General features: G+C 66.5%; 24 protein-coding genes. 6 read left to right on the top strand and 18 right to left on the bottom strand.

Features of this window, described 5'->3' with window-relative positions:
• Positions 1-95 precede the first annotated feature (95 nt).
• Positions 96-674, top strand: coding sequence for a nitroreductase family protein (locus GGQ62_RS11400; RefSeq protein ID WP_152577708.1), 579 nt, complete (start codon positions 96-98; stop codon positions 672-674).
• 3 nt (positions 675-677) lie between these two features.
• Here the strand turns inward: GGQ62_RS11400 and GGQ62_RS11395 are convergent, their stop codons facing one another.
• The 6 genes from GGQ62_RS11395 to GGQ62_RS11370 all read right to left on the bottom strand — a co-directional run bounded on the left by GGQ62_RS11395 (position 678) and on the right by GGQ62_RS11370 (position 6,127).
• Positions 678-1,376, bottom strand: coding sequence for a head GIN domain-containing protein (locus GGQ62_RS11395; RefSeq protein ID WP_152577207.1), 699 nt, complete (start codon positions 1,374-1,376; stop codon positions 678-680).
• Between the two features lie 61 nt (positions 1,377-1,437).
• The gene (locus GGQ62_RS11390; RefSeq protein ID WP_152577208.1) at positions 1,438-1,992 is read right to left on the bottom strand and encodes a hypothetical protein; all 555 of its coding nucleotides are present in this window, start codon (positions 1,990-1,992) and stop codon (positions 1,438-1,440) included.
• A 28-nt stretch (positions 1,993-2,020) separates the two neighbouring features.
• Positions 2,021-2,524: a CarD family transcriptional regulator gene (locus GGQ62_RS11385; RefSeq protein ID WP_152577209.1), complete on the bottom strand. Its 504-nt coding sequence runs from the start codon at positions 2,522-2,524 to the stop codon at positions 2,021-2,023.
• A 286-nt stretch (positions 2,525-2,810) separates the two neighbouring features.
• Positions 2,811-3,146, bottom strand: a complete 336-nt coding sequence (gene fdxA, locus GGQ62_RS11380; protein ID WP_152577210.1) for a ferredoxin FdxA — start codon at positions 3,144-3,146, stop codon at positions 2,811-2,813.
• 77 nt (positions 3,147-3,223) lie between these two features.
• Positions 3,224-3,544 (bottom strand): RNA-binding S4 domain-containing protein, encoded by a 321-nt coding sequence (locus GGQ62_RS11375; protein WP_152577211.1) that lies wholly within the window; start codon positions 3,542-3,544, stop codon positions 3,224-3,226.
• A 3-nt stretch (positions 3,545-3,547) separates the two neighbouring features.
• Entirely contained in the window at positions 3,548-6,127 is a 2,580-nt protein-coding gene (locus GGQ62_RS11370) for a helicase-related protein (RefSeq protein ID WP_152577212.1), read from the bottom strand.
• Between the two features lie 293 nt (positions 6,128-6,420).
• Here GGQ62_RS11370 and GGQ62_RS16705 point away from each other — a divergent pair, with 293 nt between their 5' ends.
• On the top strand, positions 6,421-7,935 hold the full coding sequence (locus GGQ62_RS16705; protein WP_152577213.1) for a M23 family metallopeptidase: 1,515 nt from the start codon (positions 6,421-6,423) through the stop codon (positions 7,933-7,935).
• Positions 7,936-7,998: 63 nt separating this feature from the next.
• The gene (locus GGQ62_RS11360; RefSeq protein WP_152577214.1) at positions 7,999-8,682 is read left to right on the top strand and encodes a class I SAM-dependent methyltransferase; all 684 of its coding nucleotides are present in this window, start codon (positions 7,999-8,001) and stop codon (positions 8,680-8,682) included.
• Here the strand turns inward: GGQ62_RS11360 and GGQ62_RS11355 are convergent.
• The 12 genes from GGQ62_RS11355 to GGQ62_RS11300 all read right to left on the bottom strand — a co-directional run bounded on the left by GGQ62_RS11355 (position 8,660) and on the right by GGQ62_RS11300 (position 19,464).
• Positions 8,660-9,532, bottom strand: a complete 873-nt coding sequence (locus GGQ62_RS11355; RefSeq protein ID WP_152577215.1) for a class I SAM-dependent methyltransferase — start codon at positions 9,530-9,532, stop codon at positions 8,660-8,662. The genes GGQ62_RS11360 and GGQ62_RS11355 overlap by 23 nt on opposite strands.
• Entirely contained in the window at positions 9,529-10,773 is a 1,245-nt protein-coding gene (locus GGQ62_RS11350) for a M16 family metallopeptidase (protein WP_152577216.1), read from the bottom strand. Before GGQ62_RS11350 ends, GGQ62_RS11355 begins: the two co-directional genes overlap by 4 nt.
• Entirely contained in the window at positions 10,770-12,164 is a 1,395-nt protein-coding gene (gene thrC / locus GGQ62_RS11345; protein ID WP_152577217.1) for a threonine synthase, read from the bottom strand. The genes GGQ62_RS11350 and thrC overlap by 4 nt, the downstream gene beginning before the upstream one ends.
• 11 nt (positions 12,165-12,175) lie before the next feature.
• Positions 12,176-12,814, bottom strand: a complete 639-nt coding sequence (locus GGQ62_RS11340; protein ID WP_152577218.1) for an SURF1 family protein — start codon at positions 12,812-12,814, stop codon at positions 12,176-12,178.
• The gene (locus GGQ62_RS11335) at positions 12,811-13,182 is read right to left on the bottom strand and encodes a DUF983 domain-containing protein (RefSeq protein WP_152577219.1); all 372 of its coding nucleotides are present in this window, start codon (positions 13,180-13,182) and stop codon (positions 12,811-12,813) included. Before GGQ62_RS11335 ends, GGQ62_RS11340 begins: the two co-directional genes overlap by 4 nt.
• 8 nt (positions 13,183-13,190) lie before the next feature.
• Positions 13,191-14,024 carry a cytochrome c oxidase subunit 3 gene (locus tag GGQ62_RS11330; RefSeq protein ID WP_152577220.1) on the bottom strand — a complete coding sequence of 278 codons (834 nt, stop codon included), beginning with the start codon at positions 14,022-14,024 and terminating at the stop codon, positions 13,191-13,193.
• Between the two features lie 6 nt (positions 14,025-14,030).
• The gene (locus tag GGQ62_RS11325; RefSeq protein ID WP_152577221.1) at positions 14,031-14,645 is read right to left on the bottom strand and encodes a cytochrome c oxidase assembly protein; all 615 of its coding nucleotides are present in this window, start codon (positions 14,643-14,645) and stop codon (positions 14,031-14,033) included.
• Entirely contained in the window at positions 14,642-14,854 is a 213-nt protein-coding gene (locus GGQ62_RS11320) for a hypothetical protein (protein ID WP_152577222.1), read from the bottom strand. The genes GGQ62_RS11325 and GGQ62_RS11320 overlap by 4 nt, the downstream gene beginning before the upstream one ends.
• The gene (locus GGQ62_RS11315) at positions 14,851-15,771 is read right to left on the bottom strand and encodes a heme o synthase (RefSeq protein WP_152577223.1); all 921 of its coding nucleotides are present in this window, start codon (positions 15,769-15,771) and stop codon (positions 14,851-14,853) included. The genes GGQ62_RS11320 and GGQ62_RS11315 overlap by 4 nt, the downstream gene beginning before the upstream one ends.
• A gap of 39 nt (positions 15,772-15,810) precedes the next feature.
• Positions 15,811-17,463, bottom strand: coding sequence for a cytochrome c oxidase subunit I (gene ctaD / locus GGQ62_RS11310; RefSeq protein ID WP_152577224.1), 1,653 nt, complete (start codon positions 17,461-17,463; stop codon positions 15,811-15,813).
• 13 nt (positions 17,464-17,476) lie between these two features.
• On the bottom strand, positions 17,477-18,508 hold the full coding sequence (gene coxB / locus GGQ62_RS11305) for a cytochrome c oxidase subunit II (RefSeq protein WP_152577225.1): 1,032 nt from the start codon (positions 18,506-18,508) through the stop codon (positions 17,477-17,479).
• A gap of 137 nt (positions 18,509-18,645) precedes the next feature.
• Positions 18,646-19,464: a crotonase/enoyl-CoA hydratase family protein gene (locus GGQ62_RS11300; RefSeq protein WP_152577226.1), complete on the bottom strand. Its 819-nt coding sequence runs from the start codon at positions 19,462-19,464 to the stop codon at positions 18,646-18,648.
• Between the two features lie 32 nt (positions 19,465-19,496).
• On the opposite strand from GGQ62_RS11300, the gene GGQ62_RS11295 reads away from it, so the two are divergent.
• The 3 genes from GGQ62_RS11295 to GGQ62_RS11285 all read left to right on the top strand — a co-directional run bounded on the left by GGQ62_RS11295 (position 19,497) and on the right by GGQ62_RS11285 (position 20,975).
• The gene (locus GGQ62_RS11295; protein WP_152577227.1) at positions 19,497-20,021 is read left to right on the top strand and encodes a (2Fe-2S)-binding protein; all 525 of its coding nucleotides are present in this window, start codon (positions 19,497-19,499) and stop codon (positions 20,019-20,021) included.
• A 73-nt stretch (positions 20,022-20,094) separates the two neighbouring features.
• Entirely contained in the window at positions 20,095-20,484 is a 390-nt protein-coding gene (locus GGQ62_RS11290; protein WP_152577228.1) for an MAPEG family protein, read from the top strand.
• The gene (locus GGQ62_RS11285; protein ID WP_152577229.1) at positions 20,481-20,975 is read left to right on the top strand and encodes a DUF427 domain-containing protein; all 495 of its coding nucleotides are present in this window, start codon (positions 20,481-20,483) and stop codon (positions 20,973-20,975) included. The genes GGQ62_RS11290 and GGQ62_RS11285 overlap by 4 nt, the downstream gene beginning before the upstream one ends.
• Positions 20,976-21,037 lie beyond the last annotated feature (62 nt).

The raw sequence follows: 21,037 nt of genomic DNA, 5'->3' as shown, positions 1-21,037 counted from the left end.
ACGCGCCCGCGCAACCGTCGCCACCCTTAGCGAGCGTCGCAGCGATAGGCAAAGGGGCAGTGGCGAAAGCGCGCTTGCGGCCCTATCTTGGCGCCATGGACAGTTTCAACGACCTGACATCGCCCGCGTCGCTGCTCGCCACCCGTCGGTCGGGCAAGGCCCGCGACATGGTCGCCCCCGGCCCCGACGCGGCGGCATTGCGGACCATCCTGACATCGGCGATGCGCGTGCCCGACCATGGCAAGCTGGCGCCCTGGCGGTTCGTCATTGTCGGCGACGGCCGGCGCGAGGCGCTTTCCGCCGAAATGGTCGCGGCCTATGTCGCCGAAAAGCCCGATGCCGGCCGGCTGGAGATCGACGCCATCCGCGGCTTTGCCTTGCAGGCGCCCAACCTGGTCATCGTCCTGGCCCGCCCGAACCTGGAAAGCCATATTCCGGAATGGGAACAGCTGCTGTCGGTCGGCGCCGCCTGCGGCTTGTTGTGCGCCGCGGCCCATGCCCAGGGCTTTGTTGCCAATTGGCTGACCGGCTGGGCCGCCTATGCGCCGGGCGTCGCCGCGCTGGTCGCCGAACCCGGCGAGCGGATCGCCGGCTATGTCTTCATCGGAACGCCGGCACGGCCGCTCGAGGAACGGCCGCGCCCGGACTATGATGCCGTGGTGCGCCGCTGGTAGCGGTCAGCCGCAGTTGACGGTGCCGCTGCCCGATGTGCGGCTGGTGCAGCGGGCGCCGCCGGTCACGGTGACATCGCCCGACCCCGAGATGCGGACATTGGCAGTCCCGGTGGCGCGCGCCGCGACATCGCCCGATCCCGAAATACCGATATCGACATTGGTGCACGCCAGGTCGGCGAGCTGCATGTCGCCGCTGCCCGAGATCGACACCTTGGCATTGGTGCACTGGCCCGATGCGGTGATGTCGCCCGATCCGGCGGTGCGCAGCGTCACCGACGGGCTGTTGATCCGGGAAATTCGCATGTCGCCCGATCCGGCCAGGGCGGCTTCGAACGCCGGGCCGCTGCCGCTGTCGGCGGTGATGTCGCCCGATCCACTGCCGCGGACGGCGTGCAATGCGGGCATGGTGATGACGATGCGGACGTCTTCACGGTCGCTCCAGCTCCAGCCCATCCCCGACTTCTGGCGGATCCTGAGGGTCGAATCCTCGACATCGACTTCCAGCCTGTCGAGCTTCGCCTGAGGCCCTGTCGCCACGACCGAGGCGGCCTTGCCGGTGAGAATGGTGACATCCTCCGACCCCGACGCGGCCACCCGGTCGAAGCCGGTCACCGGGAAGCGACGTTCCGCGGGCGCAGCACAAGCGGCGCTCGCAAACGTCGAGGCAGCGAGCAGGGCGATCGGCAGACGGCGCAGCAGCATGTCAACTCCTTTGTGTATTGTTCAAATAATACACAAAGGCCTGCGCCAGTGCAAGACCTGTTCAGGACCGTGCCGCGCGCCGCGCCGGCATTTCCAGACGCAGCAGGTTCATTTCGATGGCAAAAAAGCACAGGATCCAGAGCGCCGCGTCGTAGAAGTCGAGCAGCGCGCCCTCGATGCCCCACAGCACCGCGAACAGGACCGTGCCCGAATAGAGCAGGCGCTTGATGGCGGTGCGGCGGCGGTGCACCGCCGTGTCGATGTGGACCGGCACGAGAACATCGAGCCAGATCATCGCCGAAATCGCCAGCCAGACGATCGAATTGCCGATATCGATCCAGATGACATCGAGGACGTAATTGACCAGCGCATAAAGCGCAAAGGCATAGCCGGTCACTTCCAGCGCCAACGGCCAGCCGAACAGCCGGCGTCGGCCATCGCTGGGCGGGCTGCGCGTTTCCCATTCGAAAACGCCGAGGATGAGCAGCCAGCCGATCTGGTCGAGCGCCTTGTAGGGGACAAGATCCGCCCCTGCCGCACGAAACAACAGCCAGACGTTGACGATGAGCAGGGTGTACACGGTGTATTTGAACACCAGTGCCACACGCTGCCGCATCGTCGCTGCGCCCGCCTCCCGGCGTCGGTCAGGCGGCCTTGAGCACCTGTTCGATCTTCAACTGCGCCGCCGGTTCGTCGATGTTTTCCATCGCCGCCAGTTCGCGCGCCAGCCGGCCGATCGCCGCTTCATAGATCTGGCGCTCGGAATAGCTCTGCTCGGGCTGGTCCTCGGCGCGGTGGAGATCGCGGACGACCTCGGCGATCGAAACCAGATCGCCAGAATTGATCTTGGCTTCATATTCCTGCGCGCGGCGCGACCACATGGTCCGCTTGATGCGCGGCTTGCCCTTCAACGTCGTCAACGCCTCCGTCAGCGTGGCCTGGCTCGACAGCTTGCGCATGCCGACCGCTTCCGCCTTGTTGGTCGGAACGCGCAGGGTCATCCGCTCCTTTTCGAAGCGCAGGACAAAGAGTTCGAGGATCGATCCGGCAATTTCGGAACGCTGCAATTCGACGACGCGACCAACACCATGCTTGGGATAAACGACATAGTCCCCGACTTCAAAGCCGAGCGGCTTGGCGATGGGCATGGAGTTTCATTCCTTTTCTGGGCACGCCACGGCGGTCTCGAACGGTTTGCTGCCGCCGCCGCATGTCGCGATGGCGGACCATAACCTACAGCCCATGGGTGCCTGCCTGTGCATGACCATGGTTCACCGCCCGCCCGGCAGGGGGCATATGACGGTGGAACCGGCGAATGTGGCGATTTTCGTCGTCACAACGGTGTCATAACAGAAAATTCGGCGGAATTCTACTGTCGCAGCGATTGGCGCGGTTTATGCCGGAAAGTTCATGTCGGCCGTGATGGCCAAAGGCTCAGGCGTCGCCGGGCTTGTCCGAAAAATATTTGTCGAACTTGCCTTCTTCGCCCTTGTGGCTGTCCGCATCCTCCGGCGTCGCGCCCTTCATGGTGATGTTGGGCCAGGTTGCCGACAGGGTCGCGTTCAGCTCCATCCACTTGTCGAGCCCGCCTTCGGTGTCGGGCAGGATCGCTTCGGCAGGGCATTCGGGTTCGCAAACGCCGCAGTCGATGCACTCGCTGGGGTTGATGACGACCATGTTCTCACCTTCGTAGAAGCAGTCGACAGGGCAAACCTCCACGCAGTCCATATACTTGCACTTGATGCAGGCTTCGGTGACCACGTACGCCATTGTTTCTCCCCCACGGGCACCGCCCGTATCCATTACACATTGCCGCGGGGACGCCCCGCCGGATCGAAGAACGCCTGCTAGAACGACGCCGCGGCGTCCGTCAATGGTGCAGCGTTGCGCGAGCCCAGGTTGCGCGTCAGGTCGGTGTAGAGCTGGCGGGCTTCCTCATAGGGGCCGCGACGCTCGGCCAGGCCTTCGACCTTGATGACGATCACCTCGTCGTTGCGCGGGAAACTGACGACCGATCCGGCCCGGACAAGGGCGGAAGCGCGATCGATCACGCGGCCATCGATCCGCAATCGTCGGCTCTCGCAAAGGGTCTGTGCGGCAGATCGTGACTTCGCAAGCCTTGCGAACCACAGCCATTTGTCGAGCCGGAGCCCTGTGCCGTAGACCAAATGCTACCTGCCCTTCATTCCTGCAAGAATGGCAAAAGGCGAATCCGAAACCGTTCTTGCATCGGCCTCGGAGTCGGGTGGAACGATGGGCCGGCGCTGCCCGCGCCAGGCAAATTGCGCGGCGCCGTCGACGAGCTGCAGCCGATAGCCGAGTGCGCGCATCAGCCGCGCCAACCCGTCGCGGGTGAGGCCGGCAGAGGCCGCCCAATTTGGGTCGGCAGCGAAAGGCGCCCGGCCTTCGCGCCGGCCATGGATGGCCCGCGCCAGCCGATCGACCATGTCGATGCGCACCGCCTCGCCGCCGATCCGCCAGAAGCCGGCGATTTCGACAAAGCCGACCGGCGCCGTGTCGTCGACCGCGATGCTCACCCGGCCCGGCGCCGGCAACGGCGGCAGCGCCGCGATATTTTCGGATACGGCCCAGAGCGCCAGCCGCCAGCGCGTCGCCTCCGGGCGCAGCAGGGCCGCCATAAACACATGTTCGACACCCAGCCGGACCCCGGCACGGGTGATCGCGGTGCGGTCGGCCCGGGTCAGCGCCATCACCTGGTCGTCGGCATCGCTGCGCCGCAGCGACCCCAGCCGTTCGACGAGCCGCACGATCAGGCCGCGCGCCACCGGCGATACCGTGTCACGCAGCGCGGCCAGCGCCACCAGCGGCCCCAGTTCGCGCGCCAGTGCCGCCGCAAACCAGCCGTCCAACCGCGCCGTCACCGCCTGGCGGTCGGCGATCGCGAGCGCGGTCAGCGACCGATCGAGTTCGATCCGGGGTGCCAGCGCATCACGGCCCTTGCGCAGCGACGCGACGCGCGCGCCGTTCCACAACAGCCGCGGCGGCATCCCGCCGGCAAAGTCGAGCGTGATGGCTGCATCATCGGCCGTGGCCAGCTGCCCCGCACGATGCGCCAGTTCCTTGACCAGCGCGCGTTCGGCCGCCGCCAGCAACAGCCGCTGTTCGCCCGCCCGCGCCAGCGGATCGGCCGTGAAACGAAAGCCGTCGAGGCGACCGATGACCTCCCCTTCCACCGCCACGGCCCCATCCGGGTCGATCTCGACACGCTGGTCCTGCCCGCGCGCCTTCAGGTCGCGCAGCAACACCGCCGTGCGCCGATCGACGAACCGCTGGGTCAGCGCCGTGTGCAGGGCATCCGACAGGCGATCCTCGACCTCGCGCGTTCGCGTCGCCCAGTGCGGTGCGTCGGCGAGCCAATCCGGGCGGTGCGCGATATAGGTCCAGGTGCGGGCGCCGGCGATGCGGTCGGCGAGCGTTTCGACATCGCCGGACAGCCGGTCGAGATGCGCCAGCTCGCTCGCCACCCAGGCCGCGGGCAGCCGGCCATCGCCTTCGGACAGATGGCGGAAGATGCGGCCGACCAGCCGGGCATGTTGTTCGGCGCCGGTCTTGCGGTAGTCGGGCAGGCCGCAGGCGTCCCACAGCCGCTGCACCCCGCGCGCGATGCCGGCGCGGTGATGCGTGCGCTCCATCACCCAGGGCTCGCCGGCCAGCCGCTTCAGCACCGCGACATCGATGGCATCGTCGCCGCGCACCAGCTCCGGCCGCGGCGGGCGCGCATCGAGCGAGGTGATCAGCCGCGGCAGCGTGCCGAGATCGAGATTGGGGTTGCGCCAGACGATCTGCGTCAGCGGCTCGAAGCGATGCGATTCGAGCCCCTCGATCTCCTCGGGCGTGAACGCCGCCGCCTCGGACTGGCCGAGCTGGACGGTGCCGAAGCTGCCGTCCTTCTGGTAGCGCCCGGCGCGTCCGGCGATCTGCGCCATTTCGGACAGCATCAGCCGACGGTGCCGGCGGCCATCGAACTTGCCGAGCGAGGCAAAGGCGACATGCGCGATGTCCATGTTGAGGCCCATGCCGATCGCATCGGTGGCGACCAGGTAATCGACCTCGCCCGACTGGTACATTGCCACCTGGGCGTTGCGCGTGCGCGGGCTGAGGCTGCCCATGACCACTGCAGCACCGCCCTTCTGCCGGCGCAGCATTTCGGCAAGCGCATAGACTTCAGCAGCGGTGAAGGCGACGATGGCGGACCGGCGCGGCAACCGGGACAGTTTCTTGGCGCCGGCATAGGCGAGGGTCGAAAAGCGCGGGCGGGTGACGATCTCGGCTTCGGGGATCAGCTTGCGCAGCAGCGGCCGCAGCGTTTCCGACCCCAGGATCATCGTTTCGCCATAGCCGCGGGCGTGCAGCAGCCGCTGGGTGAAGATGTGCCCCCGCTCGGGATCGGCGGCGACCTGGCCTTCGTCGATGGCGACGAAGGACACCTCGCGGTCAAGCGGCATGGCTTCCACCGTGCACAGGAAATAGCGCGCCCCCGGCGGCACGATCTTTTCCTCGCCGGTGATCAGCGCGACATTGGCCGCGCCCTTCAGCACCACGACCTTGTCATAGACTTCGCGTGCCAGCAGCCGCAGCGGAAAGCCCATCATGCCGCTGACATGGCCGCACAACCGTTCCACCGCGAGATGGGTCTTGCCCGTGTTGGTGGGGCCGAGAACGGCAGTCACCGGGCCGGCCGGGGTGCGGGCGCGAGGCGCCGCTATCGAGGCAAAGGGCCCGGCTTTCATGTCTCGCTATAACGCCGGACGAGCGGCGAAAGGTCCCCGACCGCTTTCGGCGGGCCTGACAGCAGCGGATGAAAACCCGACCGGCGCATCGCGTCCTTTTGCAACGTGACAGCATCAAAAGAATCGCATGGGCGTGGCGCGGTTTCAAGTGACCGTTGAAAGACAGTCGATTCGTCGCATCGTTATGCACCCCAGGCGTGGCATGATTGACACACGCCCCGCAATTCCGCCAAAGATTCCACTGTCTTGGTCGAGGCGCCACGACTGGCAGCGCGACCTGCGGGGGGACGAGCGTGTTTCAGCCGGAATATCAGCCCAGCATCGCCGCTGCCTTGCCGGCGCCGGGACGGGTCGGCAGCCGCGATGACCGCCAATGGCGGCACCGCTTCACACCGCTTCGCAACGCCGCCGGCATCGATCTCGCCGTCGATCTGGGGGACAATATCGGCAGCCGCGGCTGGTGGATCGGCCTTGGTCTGTGCGGCAGCCTCTGTGCGATGGCGCTGGTGCTTGCCGCGCGCGTGCCGACCCTGCTCGGCGATGTCCCGACCGAAGCGACGCCCGCCCAGCGCGAAGCCATGGCACCGGCCGCCATCGCGCCGCTGGCGCGCGGTGCCGCCACCGGCATCACGACGGTGCCGAACCGCCGGCTGGTCGAACCGCTCGCCGACGTGCCCGAACGCCCGCGCCTCGAACTCAGCGCCAGTATCGGTCGCCGCGACAGTTTCGAAGCGACCCTGCGCCGCGCCGGTGTCGGCAAGGACGATATTGCCGCCGTGTCGCAGCTGCTGCGGCCGGTTACCAACCCCGCGACCCTGCCGCGCGGCACCGATATCGACCTGGTCCTCGGCCGCCGCGAGACGCGCTCCGTCCCGCGACCGCTCGAATCGATGGCATTCCGCGCGGCCTTCGACATGCGGGTGGCGATCACCCGGGCAAATGGCACGCTGGCGCTCCGCCGCATCCCCATCGCCGTCGACAGCACGCCGTTGCGCGTGCAGGGCCAGGTCGGCAACGGCCTGAAACGCGCCCTGAGCGGCGCCGGCGTTCCCGCGGCCGCCGTTGCCGACGCCATTCGCGCGCTCGGCTATGCCGTCGATTTCCAGCACGGCGTCGGCAAGCGCGACCGTTTCGACATCATCGTCGCGCAGGACAAGGCGGAAACCGGTGAAGTGCGGTTCGGGAACCTCCTTTATGCGGCGCTGAGGCGCGACGGCAAGGCACCCATCGCCCTCGCGCGCTTCGACCCCGGCGCCGGCAGCAAGGCCGGTGAATTCTTCCGGTCCACCGGGGAAAGCGCCAAGAAGGGCCTGATGCGGACGCCCGTCGACGGCGCCAGGCTGACATCGGGATTCGGCATGCGCTTCCACCCGCTGCTGGCATTCTCGCGCATGCACCAGGGCGTCGATTTCGGCGCGCCATCCGGGTCCCCGATCATGGCGGCCGCCAGCGGCACCGTGGCCTTTGCGGCGCCGCATGGCGGTCATGGCAATTATGTCAGATTGCGCCACAATGCCGACCTGACCACCGGCTATGCGCATATGTCCCGCTTTGCCGTGAAGCCCGGGCAGCGCGTCACCCAGGGCCAGGTCATCGGCTATGTCGGGTCGACCGGGATTTCGACCGGTCCGCATCTTCACTACGAAGTCTGGCTGCGCGGCAAGCCGGTCAGCCCGATGCAGTTGAAATTCATCGGCGGCACGCAGCTCGCCGGCGCCGACCTGCAGCGGTTTCGCGCCCAACTCGCGCGGCTGGAAAGCCTCGCGGCCGTCGGCAACCGTCAGCCGACACCGGCGAAGCGCGGCTGACCGCCACAAATTGGCCGCAGCAAGCGGCCAGAACAGCATCCATACTAGCTGCGAGTATGGATATTGAAGCGTTTCGCCCCTTTTCTGCTGTTGCTGGCGTCAACCCCGGCGCTGGCCTTTCCGCAACCGCAGCGCGAAGTGGCGCGGATCGTCAGCCCCGCCTGGGCGAACGAAGCCAGCCGCGATCGCGCCGGCGAGGCAGCAAATGTCATCCGGCTGCTCGGCCTGGGTGCCGGCCAGACGGTGGCCGATATCGGTGCCGGCAGTGGCTATTACACGGTTCGCCTGTCCCCCGTCGTCGGCCCGCGCGGCCGCGTCGTCGCCCAGGACGTGGTGCCACGTTATCTGACTGACCTGAAGCGCCGGGTCCGCCGGGCCGGCCTGACCAATGTCCGCTTCGTGCTGGGCGCCGCAGGCGACCCCAAGCTGGCACCGGCGAGTGTGGACACCGCCTTGATGATCCATATGTACCACGAGATCGCCCAGCCCTATGCGCTGCTCGACCGGCTGCGCGGCAGCCTGAAACCCGGCGGGCGCCTCGCCATCGTCGACCTCGACCGGCCGAGCGAGGACCATGGCATGCCCAAGGCGACATTGGTCTGCGAAGTTCGTTCGGTCGGCTATGACCTGGTGTCGATCACCGACCTGACCCCGGGGTATCTCGCCGTTTTCAAGCCCGGCCGCGCCCCCGATCCGGCCGCCGTCAAGGCCTGCCGAAGCGAGGCTAGGCCGGCTGCCAGCGGCTGAAAATCGCCGTCGGCAGCAACAGCCCGCGCGCCTCCTCCCGCACCGCCATGTCGCCCGAGGTGATGACGCCGCCCAGGTCGCCCAGCACCTCGGCCATCAGCGCGTCGAGCGCCAGCGCCGACAGGCGAATGGCATAAACGGTCAGCACCAGGAACGCCGCGTCATCGGCAAGCAACTGGCGGGCCAGCTGGACGAGCTCGGGCAGGTCGCGTTCCAGCTGCCAGATCTCGCCGTCCGGCCCACGGCCATATTTGGGCGGATCGAGCAGGATCCCGTGATATTTGCTGCCGCGCCGGACTTCGCGCCGCATGAACTTGAGCGCATCATCGATCAGCCAGCGCACCGGCGCCACGCCGAGGCCCGAGAGCGTGGCGTTCTCGCGCGCCGCCGCCACCGCCTTCTTGCTGGCATCGACATGGGTGACCTCGGCGCCGGCTTCGGCCGCGATCAGGCTGCCGACGCCGGTGTAGCCGAACATGTTGAGCACGCGCATGCCCCGCCGGCCGGCAACCTGCTGGCGCATCCAGTCCCATTGCCCGCCCATGTCGGGGAAAAACCCCAGGTGCCGGAACGGTGTGTTGCTGGCATAAAAGCGCACCGGACCGCGTGCCACCGGCCAGCGCGCCGGCACGCGCGGATCGAGGTTCCATCGCCCGCCGCCTTCCTCGTCGCTGCCGCCGACAAATTCGCCATCGGCCTGCCAGTCGGCCGCCGCCGGCTGCCACATTGCCTGGGCTTCGGGACGGATGAAGCGCAAGTCGCCATAGCGCTCGAGCTTGCGCCCGCCGCCCGAATCGATCAGCGCATAGTCATCCCACGGCTGGGTGACGAGAACGTGCAGGCCGGTCACGCTGCGGCGCGGCGGACAGTCTTCACCGCCGCTCCGATTTCGGCACGCGCCGGTGCATGCGCCAGCATGGCGGCCCCCGCCGCACGCGCTGCCTCGACCGTGACCGCCTCGATCCGCTTGACGATTTCCGCCGGCGGCACATGGCGACCATGGACGAGCAGACTGCGGGCCACATAATCGCCCTGGCCCTGCGGGCTTTCCAGCGCCATCAGCAATGAAGCGACCGCCTGCGCCTTGGCCCGCGCCAGCTCCGCCGAGGACAGGGACGCAGCGGTTTCGGCCAGCACCCGATCGATCAGGTCGCGGGCCCGCGCCGCATCCTTGCGCGCCGTCGCCGCATGGACGCTCATCAGCCCGCCATCGGCATAGGCGGTGGTAGCGGCGCTGATCGAATAGGCAAGGCCGCGCGATTCGCGCACCTCCTGAAACAGGCGCGACGACATCCCGCCGCCGGCGGCCATGGTGAACAGCGCCGCCGCATCGTGCATCGGGTCGTGATGGCCAGGGGCCGGATAGCCGCTGGTCAGTTGCGCCTGTTCGAACCGCCGCGGATCGGCGAAATGGCCGGACGCGAAGGCCACCGGCTCGGGCGCCGGCGCCGTCGATTCGCCGCCATTGGGAAAGACCGCTTCGGCCAGCTGCATCACCGCAGCGTGATCGACCTTGCCGGCAACCACCAGCGTCAGGCGCGGGTTGCGATAGCCGCTGGCCAGCCACCCGTGCAGATCGTCCACCGTCAGCCGGTCGAGCGTCGCTTCGCTGCCCAGGATCGATCGGCCCAGCGCCTGCCCGGGAAAGGCAGCTTCCTGGAGGTGATCGAACACGATGTCGTCGGGCGTGTCGCGGGCCTCGCCGAGTTCCTGCAGAACGACGTCCTTTTCGCGCGCCAGGTCATCGGCGTCGAACCGCGGCCGCGTCACCAGGTCGGCGATGAGGCCGATGCCGAGCGGCAGGTCGCGGGCCAGCAGCCGGGCATGGAAGACCGTGGTGTCGCGGCTGGTCCAGGCGTTGAGGTTGCCGCCGACATCCTCGATCTCCTCGGCAATCGCCCGCGCGCTGCGAGTCGCCGTGCCCTTGAACACCATATGTTCGAACAAATGGGCGAGGCCATTGTCCTCGGCCGCTTCGAAGCGCGCCCCGACATCGGCGTGGAGGGCGACTGCGACCGTTTCCACCCCCGGGGTCGCGCAGGTCGCGACCCGCAGGCCGTGCGCGGTATGGGCAATGACCGGCGTCTTCATGCGACGGGCCGGGCGTGCGCGGCGATATGGGCCTCGATCGCCGCGAGGTCCGCCGGCAGGACGACATAGCGTTCCTCGCGGTCGAACAATCCGCTGGCGCGCAGCGGCAATTGCGGGCGCACGCCGCTGGCCCGCTCCACCGCATCGCCGAACTTGCCGGGATGCGCCGTTGCCAGCGTCACCACCGGCGTCGTGCCGCCACTCGCCCGCGCCGCTGCCAGTGCGATTCCGGTGTGCGGGTCGATCGTTTCCCCGCAACTGTCCTGCGCCCAGCGAATCGCCGCCCGCATGTCCGCGGCGTTGACCGCGGCGCTGTCGAAGATGGCGGCGGCGGCTGTGCGCTGGTCGGCGGGAATCGCCATGGCGCGCGCCGATTCGAACCCGCGCATTTCGGCCGCGGTCACAGCGCCGTCGCGCCCGCCGAGGTCGAACAGCAGCCGTTCGAAATTGCTGCTGACCTGAATGTCCATCGACGGGGCATCGGTCGGCGTCACGCTGCCGGTCGAATAATCGCCGAGCGACAATGCCCGGTGGAGGATGTCGTTCTGGTTGGTGGCGACGATCAGCCGGTCGATCGGCAAACCCATGGCGCGCGCCGCATAGCCGGCGAAGACATCGCCGAAATTGCCGGTCGGCACCGAGAAACTTACCCGGCGATCGGGCGCACCGAGGCGGACCGCCGCGTAGAAATAATAGACGATCTGCAGCATCAGCCGCGCCCAGTTGATCGAGTTGACCGCCGACAGTGCGAATCGGCTGGCGAAGGCCGCATCGTTGAACATCGCCTTCACCAGCGCCTGGGCATCGTCGAAATTGCCGTGGATGGCGATGTTGTGGATGTTCGGCGCCAGCACCGTCGTCATCTGGCGGCGCTGCACCTCCGATACGCGCCCCTGCGGATGGAGCATGAACACTTCCACCCCGTCGCGCCCGGCCAGCGCATCGATCGCCGCCGAGCCGGTATCGCCCGACGTGGCGCCGATGATCGTGACATGGCCGCCCGATCGGCCAAGAAAGGTTTCGAACAATCGGCCGAGCGCCTGCATGGCGACGTCCTTGAAGGCAAGCGTCGGACCATGGAACAGTTCGAGCAGCCAGTGGCGTTCATCGAGCTGCACCAGCGGCGCCACGGCCACATGGCTGAAGCCGGCATAGGCGCGGGTGAGGATGTCGCGCAGCTCGGCCTCGGTGAGCGAATCGCCGACAAATGGGGCACAGACGCGCACCGCGGTTTCGACATAGGACAGGCCCGCCAGCGCGGCGATGTCGGCGGGGCTGAAGCTGGGCCAATCTTCGGGCACGTAAAGGCCGCCGTCGCTGGCAAGGCCGGCGAGCGTGGCGCCCTGGAAATCGAGAATCGGCGCTGTGCCGCGGGTGGAGATATAACGCATGCGCTGAGCGATTAGGGCCGCGGCGCCCTGCCTGCAACCGCCAGCCGTTGCCGAAGCCAAAGGCCGTAGATCACCGCCAGCACCGCAGCGAGACCGAACCACTGGCCGGCATAGGACAGGTGGTTGTCCGGAAGGTCCTGCGGACTGGGCAGGCGCGATGGCACCAGCGGCGGCACCGCGGTGTCGGGGATGAGCATGAACTGCGGCCGGCCGACGGCATCGCCATAGGGCCGTTCGATGATCAGGCCGGTGAAGACGGTATCGACCATGATCGGCACGCGCGCGGCATCGGGGCGCTTCGTCCAGCCGGCGACCGCGACGATATCGGGCGGGCGGCGATGCGGCCGGCATGACACCAGGATCAGAAAGCCCGATTCGCCGGCGGCGCTGCTGCCGCCTTTCAGATCATAGGGGAGCACCCGGCCCGGCGAGCACGGCAGCTCGGCACGCCGATATTGGACACTGGTGGTACCGTTCATCGCCGCGGTGAAGTCGGCAGGTTCGAGCGGCGGCAGCGTTTGCGCCGCTTGCAGCTGGCGAACCAGCTCGTGCTTCCATTCGCGCCGCTGCAGCTGCCACAGGCCGAGGCCGATCAGCACCGTCAGCATCACGAAGGTCAACAGCGTCGGAACCAGCGGCAGTCGCTTCACAACCGGCCCTGCCGTGCCTCATGTCGATATTCGAGCGCCACCAGCAGGCCCTTGGCGATTCGCGACAGACCCAGCGTCAGCGCCAGCGACAGCGGCACCCACAGCAGCGCATGGACATACCAGGGCGGCGAGCGGCTGAGTTCCAGCCACATCGCCAGGCCGGTGACGATGGCGCCAACGATGAGAATGAGGAAACTGGCGGCGCCGTCGCCGACATTGAAGGTGTCGTAGTCGAGCCCGCACACGCTGCACCGCGGCGCAAGTCGCAGGACCCCGGCGAACAGCCGCCCCTTGCCGCAGCGCGGGCAACAGCCGGTCAGCGCCACCCGCCCCGGCGCGATCGTCGCCGAGGGGATGGGGTCAACCAAGATCCGGGTCAGCTGAACGCATTATGCGCGACGGCGGCGCCGAAGCGCGAGCCCCAGACATAGATGGAAATGAACAGGAACAGCCAGACGACGTCGACGAAATGCCAGTACCAGGCAGCTGCTTCGAAACCGAAATGCTGCTGCGGGGTGAAATGCCCCTTGTAGGCACGCGCCAGGCAAACGATCAGGAAGATGGTCCCGATGATGACATGGAAGCCGTGAAAGCCGGTCGCCATGTAGAAGGTCGACCCATAGATGTTGCCGGCAAAGCCGAACTCGGCGTGCATATATTCGAACGCCTGGACGCAGCTGAAAATCAGCCCGAGGACGATCGTCAGCCACAGTCCCTGCTTCAACCCCTTGCGATCACCATGGATCAGCGCGTGGTGCGCCCAGGTGACGGTGGTGCCGGACAGCAGCAGAATGACGGTGTTGATCAGCGGGAAGACGAAGGGGTCGAGCATTTCGACGCCCGACGGCGGCCAGGTGCCGTTGATGCCTTCATGGGCGCTGGGGAACAGCGCGGCATTGAAATAGGCCCAGAACCAGGCGACGAAGAACATGACTTCCGACGCGATGAACAGGATCATCCCGTAGCGGTGGTGGAGCTGGACGACCGGCGTATGGTCACCCGTATTCGCTTCATGGACGACGCTCGACCACCAGTAGAAGAACATGGCGATGACCAGCGCGAGACCGAGGAAAAACACCGGCATGCCCCAGGCGGCCTTGTGCATCCAGCCGATCGCGCCGGCGGCGAGCACCAGCGCCGACCCCGACATGGCGATCGGCCATGGCGACGGGCTGAGGATGTGGAAATCATGAGTTTTGCCGGCGGCCATCTGGCTTTAGCCCTTGTTGCCTGGAACGGTTGATGCGGTGGCGCTTACCGGTTTTGCTTCGGGATTGTCCACCGGGAAGAAGGTGTAGCTGAGCGTGATCTCGTCGATCTTCTTCGCGTCGGGGTCATCGAGAATCGCCGGATCGATGAAATAGGTCACCGGCATCTGCGCGGTTTCGCCGGCTGCCAGCGTCTGTTCGGTAAAGCAGAAACATTCGATCTTGCGGAAATAGGCGCCGGCGACATCGGGCGAGACGTTGAAGATGGCGCGGCCCGTCGTCGGGCCGGCGGCCAGGTTCGTGGCGCTGAAATAGGCCAGCCGCTTCTCGCCGATCTTGATTTCGGTGTCGCGATCGCGCGGGGCGAAGCGCCACGCCATGCCCGGCGCAGTGTTCGAATCGAAGCGTATCTTGATCGTCCGGCCGCCAAGGGCACGCAGCTGGTCGGCGCCGGGCACCGCCGTCGCTTCGGCACGACCGGTTGTGCCGCCGAAGCCGGTGGCCTGGCAGAACAGGCGGTAAAGCGGCACGCTGGCATAGGCGAGGCCGATCATCGCCACCGCCATCAGTGCCGCCAGCAGTCCGGTGCGGCGCTTGGCGCGCGCGAGGGCAAGATCGCTCATCGCGGCGCCGTCGCGGGACCGGCGACAGGCGTGCCGACCTGCGGCTTGCCGTTGTCGAGGCCCGGCGCCATGCGCACGACCGTGATGCCGAAAAAGAGCAGCACCAGCGCCCCGAGCACCAGCCCGAGCGCGATGTTGCGTGACCGGCGCTTGGCCTCGAACGCAGCGCGCTCGGCGGGCGTCCAGGCAGCGGTAGTGTCGGGGATCATGCGAGGAGCAACCTGTCGGCGACCAGCGCGCCGAACAGACAGGCGAGGTAGAGAAGGCTGAATTTGAACAACTGCTTTTCGGCCGCCATGTCGCTCGCGCGCGCGCTGTGGCTGCGCGCGACCTTGACCGCCATCGCAAGGAAGATGATGCCCAGCGTCACCGCGGTTCCGCCATAGGCCCAGCCGGTCAGCCCCAGCACCGCGGGCGCGATGGTGATCGGCACCAGCAGCGCCGAATAACCCAGGATCTGCTTTCGGGTGTGGGCAAGGCCATGGGTAACGGGCAGCATCGGCACGCCGGCCTTGGAGTAATCGGCCTCCATGAACAGCGCCAGCGCCCAGAAGTGGGGCGGCGTCCACAGAAAGATTATGGCGAACAACAGCCAGGGCAACAGCGACGTGTCGCCGGCGACGGCGGCCCAGCCGACGATGACCGGAAAGGCCCCGGCCGCACCGCCGATGACGATGTTCTGGGGCGTGCGGCGCTTCAGCCAGACGGTATAGACGATGACGTAGAACAGGATCGACACGGCAAGCCAGAAGGCCGCGACCCAGTTGGTTGCCAGGCCCATCATCGTCACCGACCCGACGCTGAGCGCGATGGCGAAGTTGAGCGCCTCGCGCGGCTCCATCTTTCCCGCCGGCAGCGGCCGCGACGCGGTGCGCTTCATCAGGGCGTCGATATCGGCTTCATACCATTGGTTGAGCGCCCCGGCGGCACCGGCGGCGACCGCGATGCACAGGATCGCGACAAAGCCCAGGAACGGGTGGATGGTGCCGGGGGCCACGGCCATGGCACAGGCGGCGGTGAAGACGACCAGGATCATCACCCGGGGCTTCAGCAGCGCGAAATAATCGCGCCACTCCGCAAAGGCCGTGTCCGGCGCAGTCGCGATCAAGGCATCGGGCTGGTTCATACTAAATATCCCCTCCCGCGCACGGGAGGGGACCACACCTTACTTTATGATGGGCAGCGTTTCGAACTGGTGGAACGGCGGCGGCGACGACAGCGTCCATTCCAGCGTCGTCGCGCCTTCGCCCCAATAGTTGCCGGCGACACGCTTCTTGGTCGACAGGCTGACCACCAGGTTGAGGAAGAAGATCAGCATGCCGACAGCCATGATCGCATAACCGTAGCTCGCGATCTGGTTGTAATAGGCATATTGCTCCGGATAGTCCGGGATGCGCCGCGGCATACCGTCCTGCCCAAGGAAGTGCATCGGGAAGAACATGATGTTCACCCCGACGAAGAACACCCAGAAGTGCAGCTTGCCGAGGAATTCATTGTACGGCTTGCCGCTCATCTTGCCGAACCAGTAATAGAAACCGGCGAAGATGGCGAACACGGCGCCCAACGAGAGCACATAGTGGAAGTGCGCCACGACATAATAGGTGTCGTGGAAATAGGTATCGACACCGGCATTGGCCAGGATAACGCCCGTGACACCGCCGACGGTGAACATGAAGATGAAGCCGATCGCCCAGAGCATGGGCGTCTTGAACTCGATCGAGCCACCCCACATCGTCGCGATCCACGAGAAGATCTTGATGCCGGTCGGCACCGCAATGATCATCGTGGCGGCGGTGAAATACATCTTCGTATTCACGTCGAGCCCGGCGGTGAACATGTGGTGCGCCCACACCAGGAAGCCGATGAAGCCGATGGCGACCATCGCATAGGCCATGCCGAGATATCCGAACACCGGCTTCTTCGAGAAGGTCGAGATGATCTGCGAGATGATGCCAAATCCGGGCAGGATGAGAATATAGACTTCGGGGTGGCCGAAGAACCAGAACAGATGCTGGTACAGAACCGGATCACCACCGCCATCGGACGTGAAGAAGTGCGTGCCGAAATTGCGATCCGTCAGCAGCATGGTGATCGCACCGGCCAGGACCGGCAGCGACAACAGCAGCAGGAAGGCGGTGACCAGCACCGACCAGACGAACAGCGGCATCTTGTGCAGCGTCATGCCCGGAGCACGCATGTTGAGAATGGTGGTGATGAAGTTGATCGCCCCCAGGATCGACGACGCCCCGGCGATGTGCAGCGACAGGATCGCCATGTCGACCGACGGCCCCGGATGACCCTGGGTCGAAAGCGGCGGATACATGGTCCAGCCGGTGCCGGCGCCGTTAAAGCCGGCCGGCCCTTCGACGAACATCGACCCGATCAGCAGCAGGAACGCCGGCACCAGCAGCCAGAACGACACGTTGTTCATGCGCGGGAAGGCCATGTCCGGCGCACCGATCATGATCGGCACGAACCAGTTGCCGAAACCGCCGATCATGGCCGGCATGACGGTGAAGAACACCATGATCAGGCCATGGCCGGTGATGAAGACGTTCCAGAGATGGTAGGAGGCGTCGAGATTGCCTTCGGTGAACCAGGTCAGATACTGGATGCCCGGCTGCGCCAGTTCCAGCCGCATCACCCCCGAAATCGCGCCGCCGATGGTCCCGGCGATGATCGCGAAGATCAGGTAGAGCGTCCCGATGTCCTTGTGATTGGTCGAAAACAGCCAGCGCTGAACAAAGCTCAGCGTGTGGTCCGAATGGTCGTCATGGGCATGATCGGCAGTGCCGACGAGTGCGCTGGGGGTTGCCATGGGTCGGGCCCTTTTAAGCGGCAGGAGTTGGGGCGGCAGCGGCGGCGACCGGCGTGGTCACATTGCCGGCGGGAGCGGTAACACCGGGAGCAGCCGGAAGCGGCGCGGCGCCGGTGACGGGCGGCGCCTGGCCGGCCGCTGCGGGCACGGCGGCTTCGGGCGTGATGCCGTTTTCCGCCTGCTTGGCGGCAACCCATTCCGCAAAGCGGGCAGGCGTCACCACTTCCACGGCGATCGGCATGAAGGCGTGCTTGGTGCCGCAAAGCTCCGAACACTGGCCGAAATAGACACCCGGGCGATCGACCTTGAACCAGGTCTCGTTGATGCGGCCGGGCACGGCGTCCATCTTCACCCAGAAGCTGGGGACGGCAAAGCTGTGGATCACATCGGCCGCAGTCGTCAGCACCTTCACCGTCGCGCCGGCGGGAACGACGATGCGATTGTCGGTATCGAGCAGCTTGGGGCTGCCGCGCTTGGCCGATTCCGCATCGGTCAGCATCACCGAATCGAAGCTGAAACCACCCTGGTCGGGATATTCATACTCCCAGTACCATTGATGACCGATCGCCTTGATGGTGATGTCGGCCTTGGGCGGGCTGTACTGGTTGGCAAGCAAACGGAACGACGGCACCGCGATCCAGACCAGGATCAGCACCGGAACCAGCGTCCACACGACTTCGACAACCGTGTTGTGGCTGGTCTTCGATGCCACCGGATTGGCGGCGGCGCGATAGCGGAACACCGTCCAGGCCAGAAGAATGAGCACGAACACCGATGTCGCCGCCATCAACGGGTTGAGGACGCCATTGGCCAGATATTGCGCCTCCACGCCGATCGGCGTCACCGGCGTCTGCAACTGGATGCCGCCACCCGGCTGGCCGATGCCGGCCGTGGGTGCGGTGAACTGCGGCGTCGCCGTCGGCACCGGCGCAGTGGTTACGGTTTCGACCGGCGCTGCGATCGGCGCATCGGTCTGGGCGAAAGCCGGCAATGGTGCCAAGGCGATCAGCAACGGCAAGAACAGGCGCGACAGGTTGCGCATCATGGCCCCGTGACAAGAGACGCCGGGGGATGCCCCGGCAGAGATTGCCGCCCGTATGACGCGATGCAACGTCGGGGGCAAGCGGGTGATGTGTCGCGGTGGCAATTCGGAAGTTTACGGAGGGCAAGGCGCGAACCGGGTCAACCGATCAGGTCGGCGAACACCGCGGGCTGCTTGGCCATCTGGGCCTTGACGGCATTGGGCACGTCTTCGCCCTGCAACATGCCGGAATTCCAGACCGCGACATATTCCAGCCCTTGCGCGATCGTCAGGTCGCGGCCTTCGTTGAGCACCTGCTTTATCCCGGCGATGACCAGCGGCGATTTGGCGGCAATCTGCTGGGCCAGCGCATCGGCAGCGACCAGCGCCGCGGCGTGATCGGCGGCGACGCTGTTCACAAAGCCATATTGCCGGGCCTCTGCCGCCGGAAAGCGCCGTCCGGTATAGGCCAGCTCGCGCACCAGCCCCTGCGGCAGCAGATAGGGAATGCGCTGCAGCGTGCCGACATCGGCGACGATGGCGATGTTGACCTCCTGGATGGTGAAGAACGCATCCTCGGTGCACAGGCGCAGGTCGCAGGCGGTGACGAAGTCGACCCCGCCGCCGATGCAGCCGCCCTGCACCACCGCGATCACCGGCACGCGGCATTTGTCGACGACGGTGAAGCTGTCCTGCATGTGCTTGACGTGGCGGCGGAAGGACTCGCGGGCCCGGCCGGGGTCGCTCGGCACCGCGCCGATGCTGGCCGATGCCATGCCGAGGTCGAGTCCGGCGGTGAAATGCCGGCCGGTCGAGGCGATGATGACAACGCGCACCGCCGGATCGGCGTCGATCGCTGCGAACACGTCGATGATCTCGGTCCAGAACGCCTTGTTCATGGTGTTGAGTTCCGCCGGCCGGTTCATCGTCACCCGGGCGATGGCGCCGTCAACGACATAGTCGAGCGTGGTCAGTTCCATCGGGCGATTCCTTGCGCTATTGCCTGCCTTCGATGACCAAATTCACCGTCAACGGCAATCCTGTGCATTTCAAGATGCCGCCCGAGACGCCGCTGCTCTGGGCGCTGCGCGACGCGTCGAACCTGACCGGAACAAAATATGGCTGCGGCGCCGGCCTGTGCGGTGCCTGTACCGTGCATGTCGATGGCAAGGCGGCGCGCAGTTGCCAGGTGCCGATCGGCAGCATCGAAGGCAGTTTCGTCGTCACCATCGAAGGCCTGAGCGATGACCGGTCCCACCCCGTCCAGCAGGCATGGATCGCCGAACAAGTGCCGCAATGCGGCTATTGCCAGTCGGGCATGATCATGGCGGTGGCGGCGCTGCTGAAGGAGAATGCCGCCCCCAGCGACGCCGATATTGATGGCGCCATCACCAATATCTGCCGCTGCGGCACCTATCCGCGCATTCGCAAGGCCATCCACCGCGCCGCCGCCGGCGCCGCCGACAGCGGCGTTCCGTCCCCCGAATCGACCGCTGCCGAGGCAGCGCGCATCGCCCCCAGCCTGAAACCGCGCTGACGCACCCGCTTGCCGGGCGCCAGGGCAAGGCCTAGAAAATTGGGCAGGACTCAATTTTCCGGGGGCGACGACGATGGCATCCTTTCCACTGACGACATTGACCATCCTGGTCGCGCTGCTGATCCTGTTCGGCTTCAGCATCGTCGCCGGCCGGGCGCGGATGACCTATAATGTGCCGGCACCGCAGGCCGGCGGCCATCCCGAGTTCGACAAGCGCAACCGCGTCCACCTCAACACGATGGAACAGATCGTGCTGTTCCTGCCGGCGATCGCGCTGGCGGCACCGGTGCTCGGCGACGCCATCACCGCCATGGTCGGGCTGGTCTGGTGCATCGGCCGGCTGCTGTATGCCCGCAGCTATTATGTCGATCCGGCCAAGCGCAGCCTGGGCTTTGCCTTGACCATGTTGCCGACCCTTGTCCTCATCGGCGTCGCCGCCTGGGGCGCGCTGCGCAGCCTGTGACGCCGGTTCCGGATCCCGTCGCCCCGGGGCAGGAAAGCGTCTGGGATTATCCGCGGCCGCCGCGCCTCGAACCGACGTCGCGCCGCATCCGCATCGTCCACGCCGGCGCCGTCGTCGCCGATTCGGTGCGGGCGCTGCGCCTGCTCGAAACCAGCCATCCGCCCGGCTATTACATCCCGCCCGCCGACATCGACATGGCGCTGCTGCGCCCGGGGCGCGGCAGTTCTTTTTGCGAATGGAAGGGCAATGCCGTTTACTGGGATGTCATCGCCGGCGGCACTCCGCTGCTGGCGGTCGGTTGGAGCTATCCGACCCCCGTCGCCGCCTATGCCGCCCTGCGTGATCATATCGCCTTCTACGCGGGGCCCTTCGATGGCTGTTTCGTCGACGATGAACAGGCCCGGCCGCAACCCGACGGCTTCTACGGCGGCTGGATCACCGCCGATGTCGCCGGGCCGTTCAAGGGCATCGAGGGCAGCCGCTTCTGGTAGTCGTTTCGGGTTGCGTGACCGGCGCAAGAGGCAGAGAATCGTGTCCGTCGTTTCGGGGGAGG

The organism is Polymorphobacter fuscus, from assembly GCF_011927825.1.
Lineage (GTDB): Bacteria > Pseudomonadota > Alphaproteobacteria > Sphingomonadales > Sphingomonadaceae > Sandarakinorhabdus > Sandarakinorhabdus fusca.
This window is presented reverse-complemented; position numbering and strand designations above follow the sequence as displayed.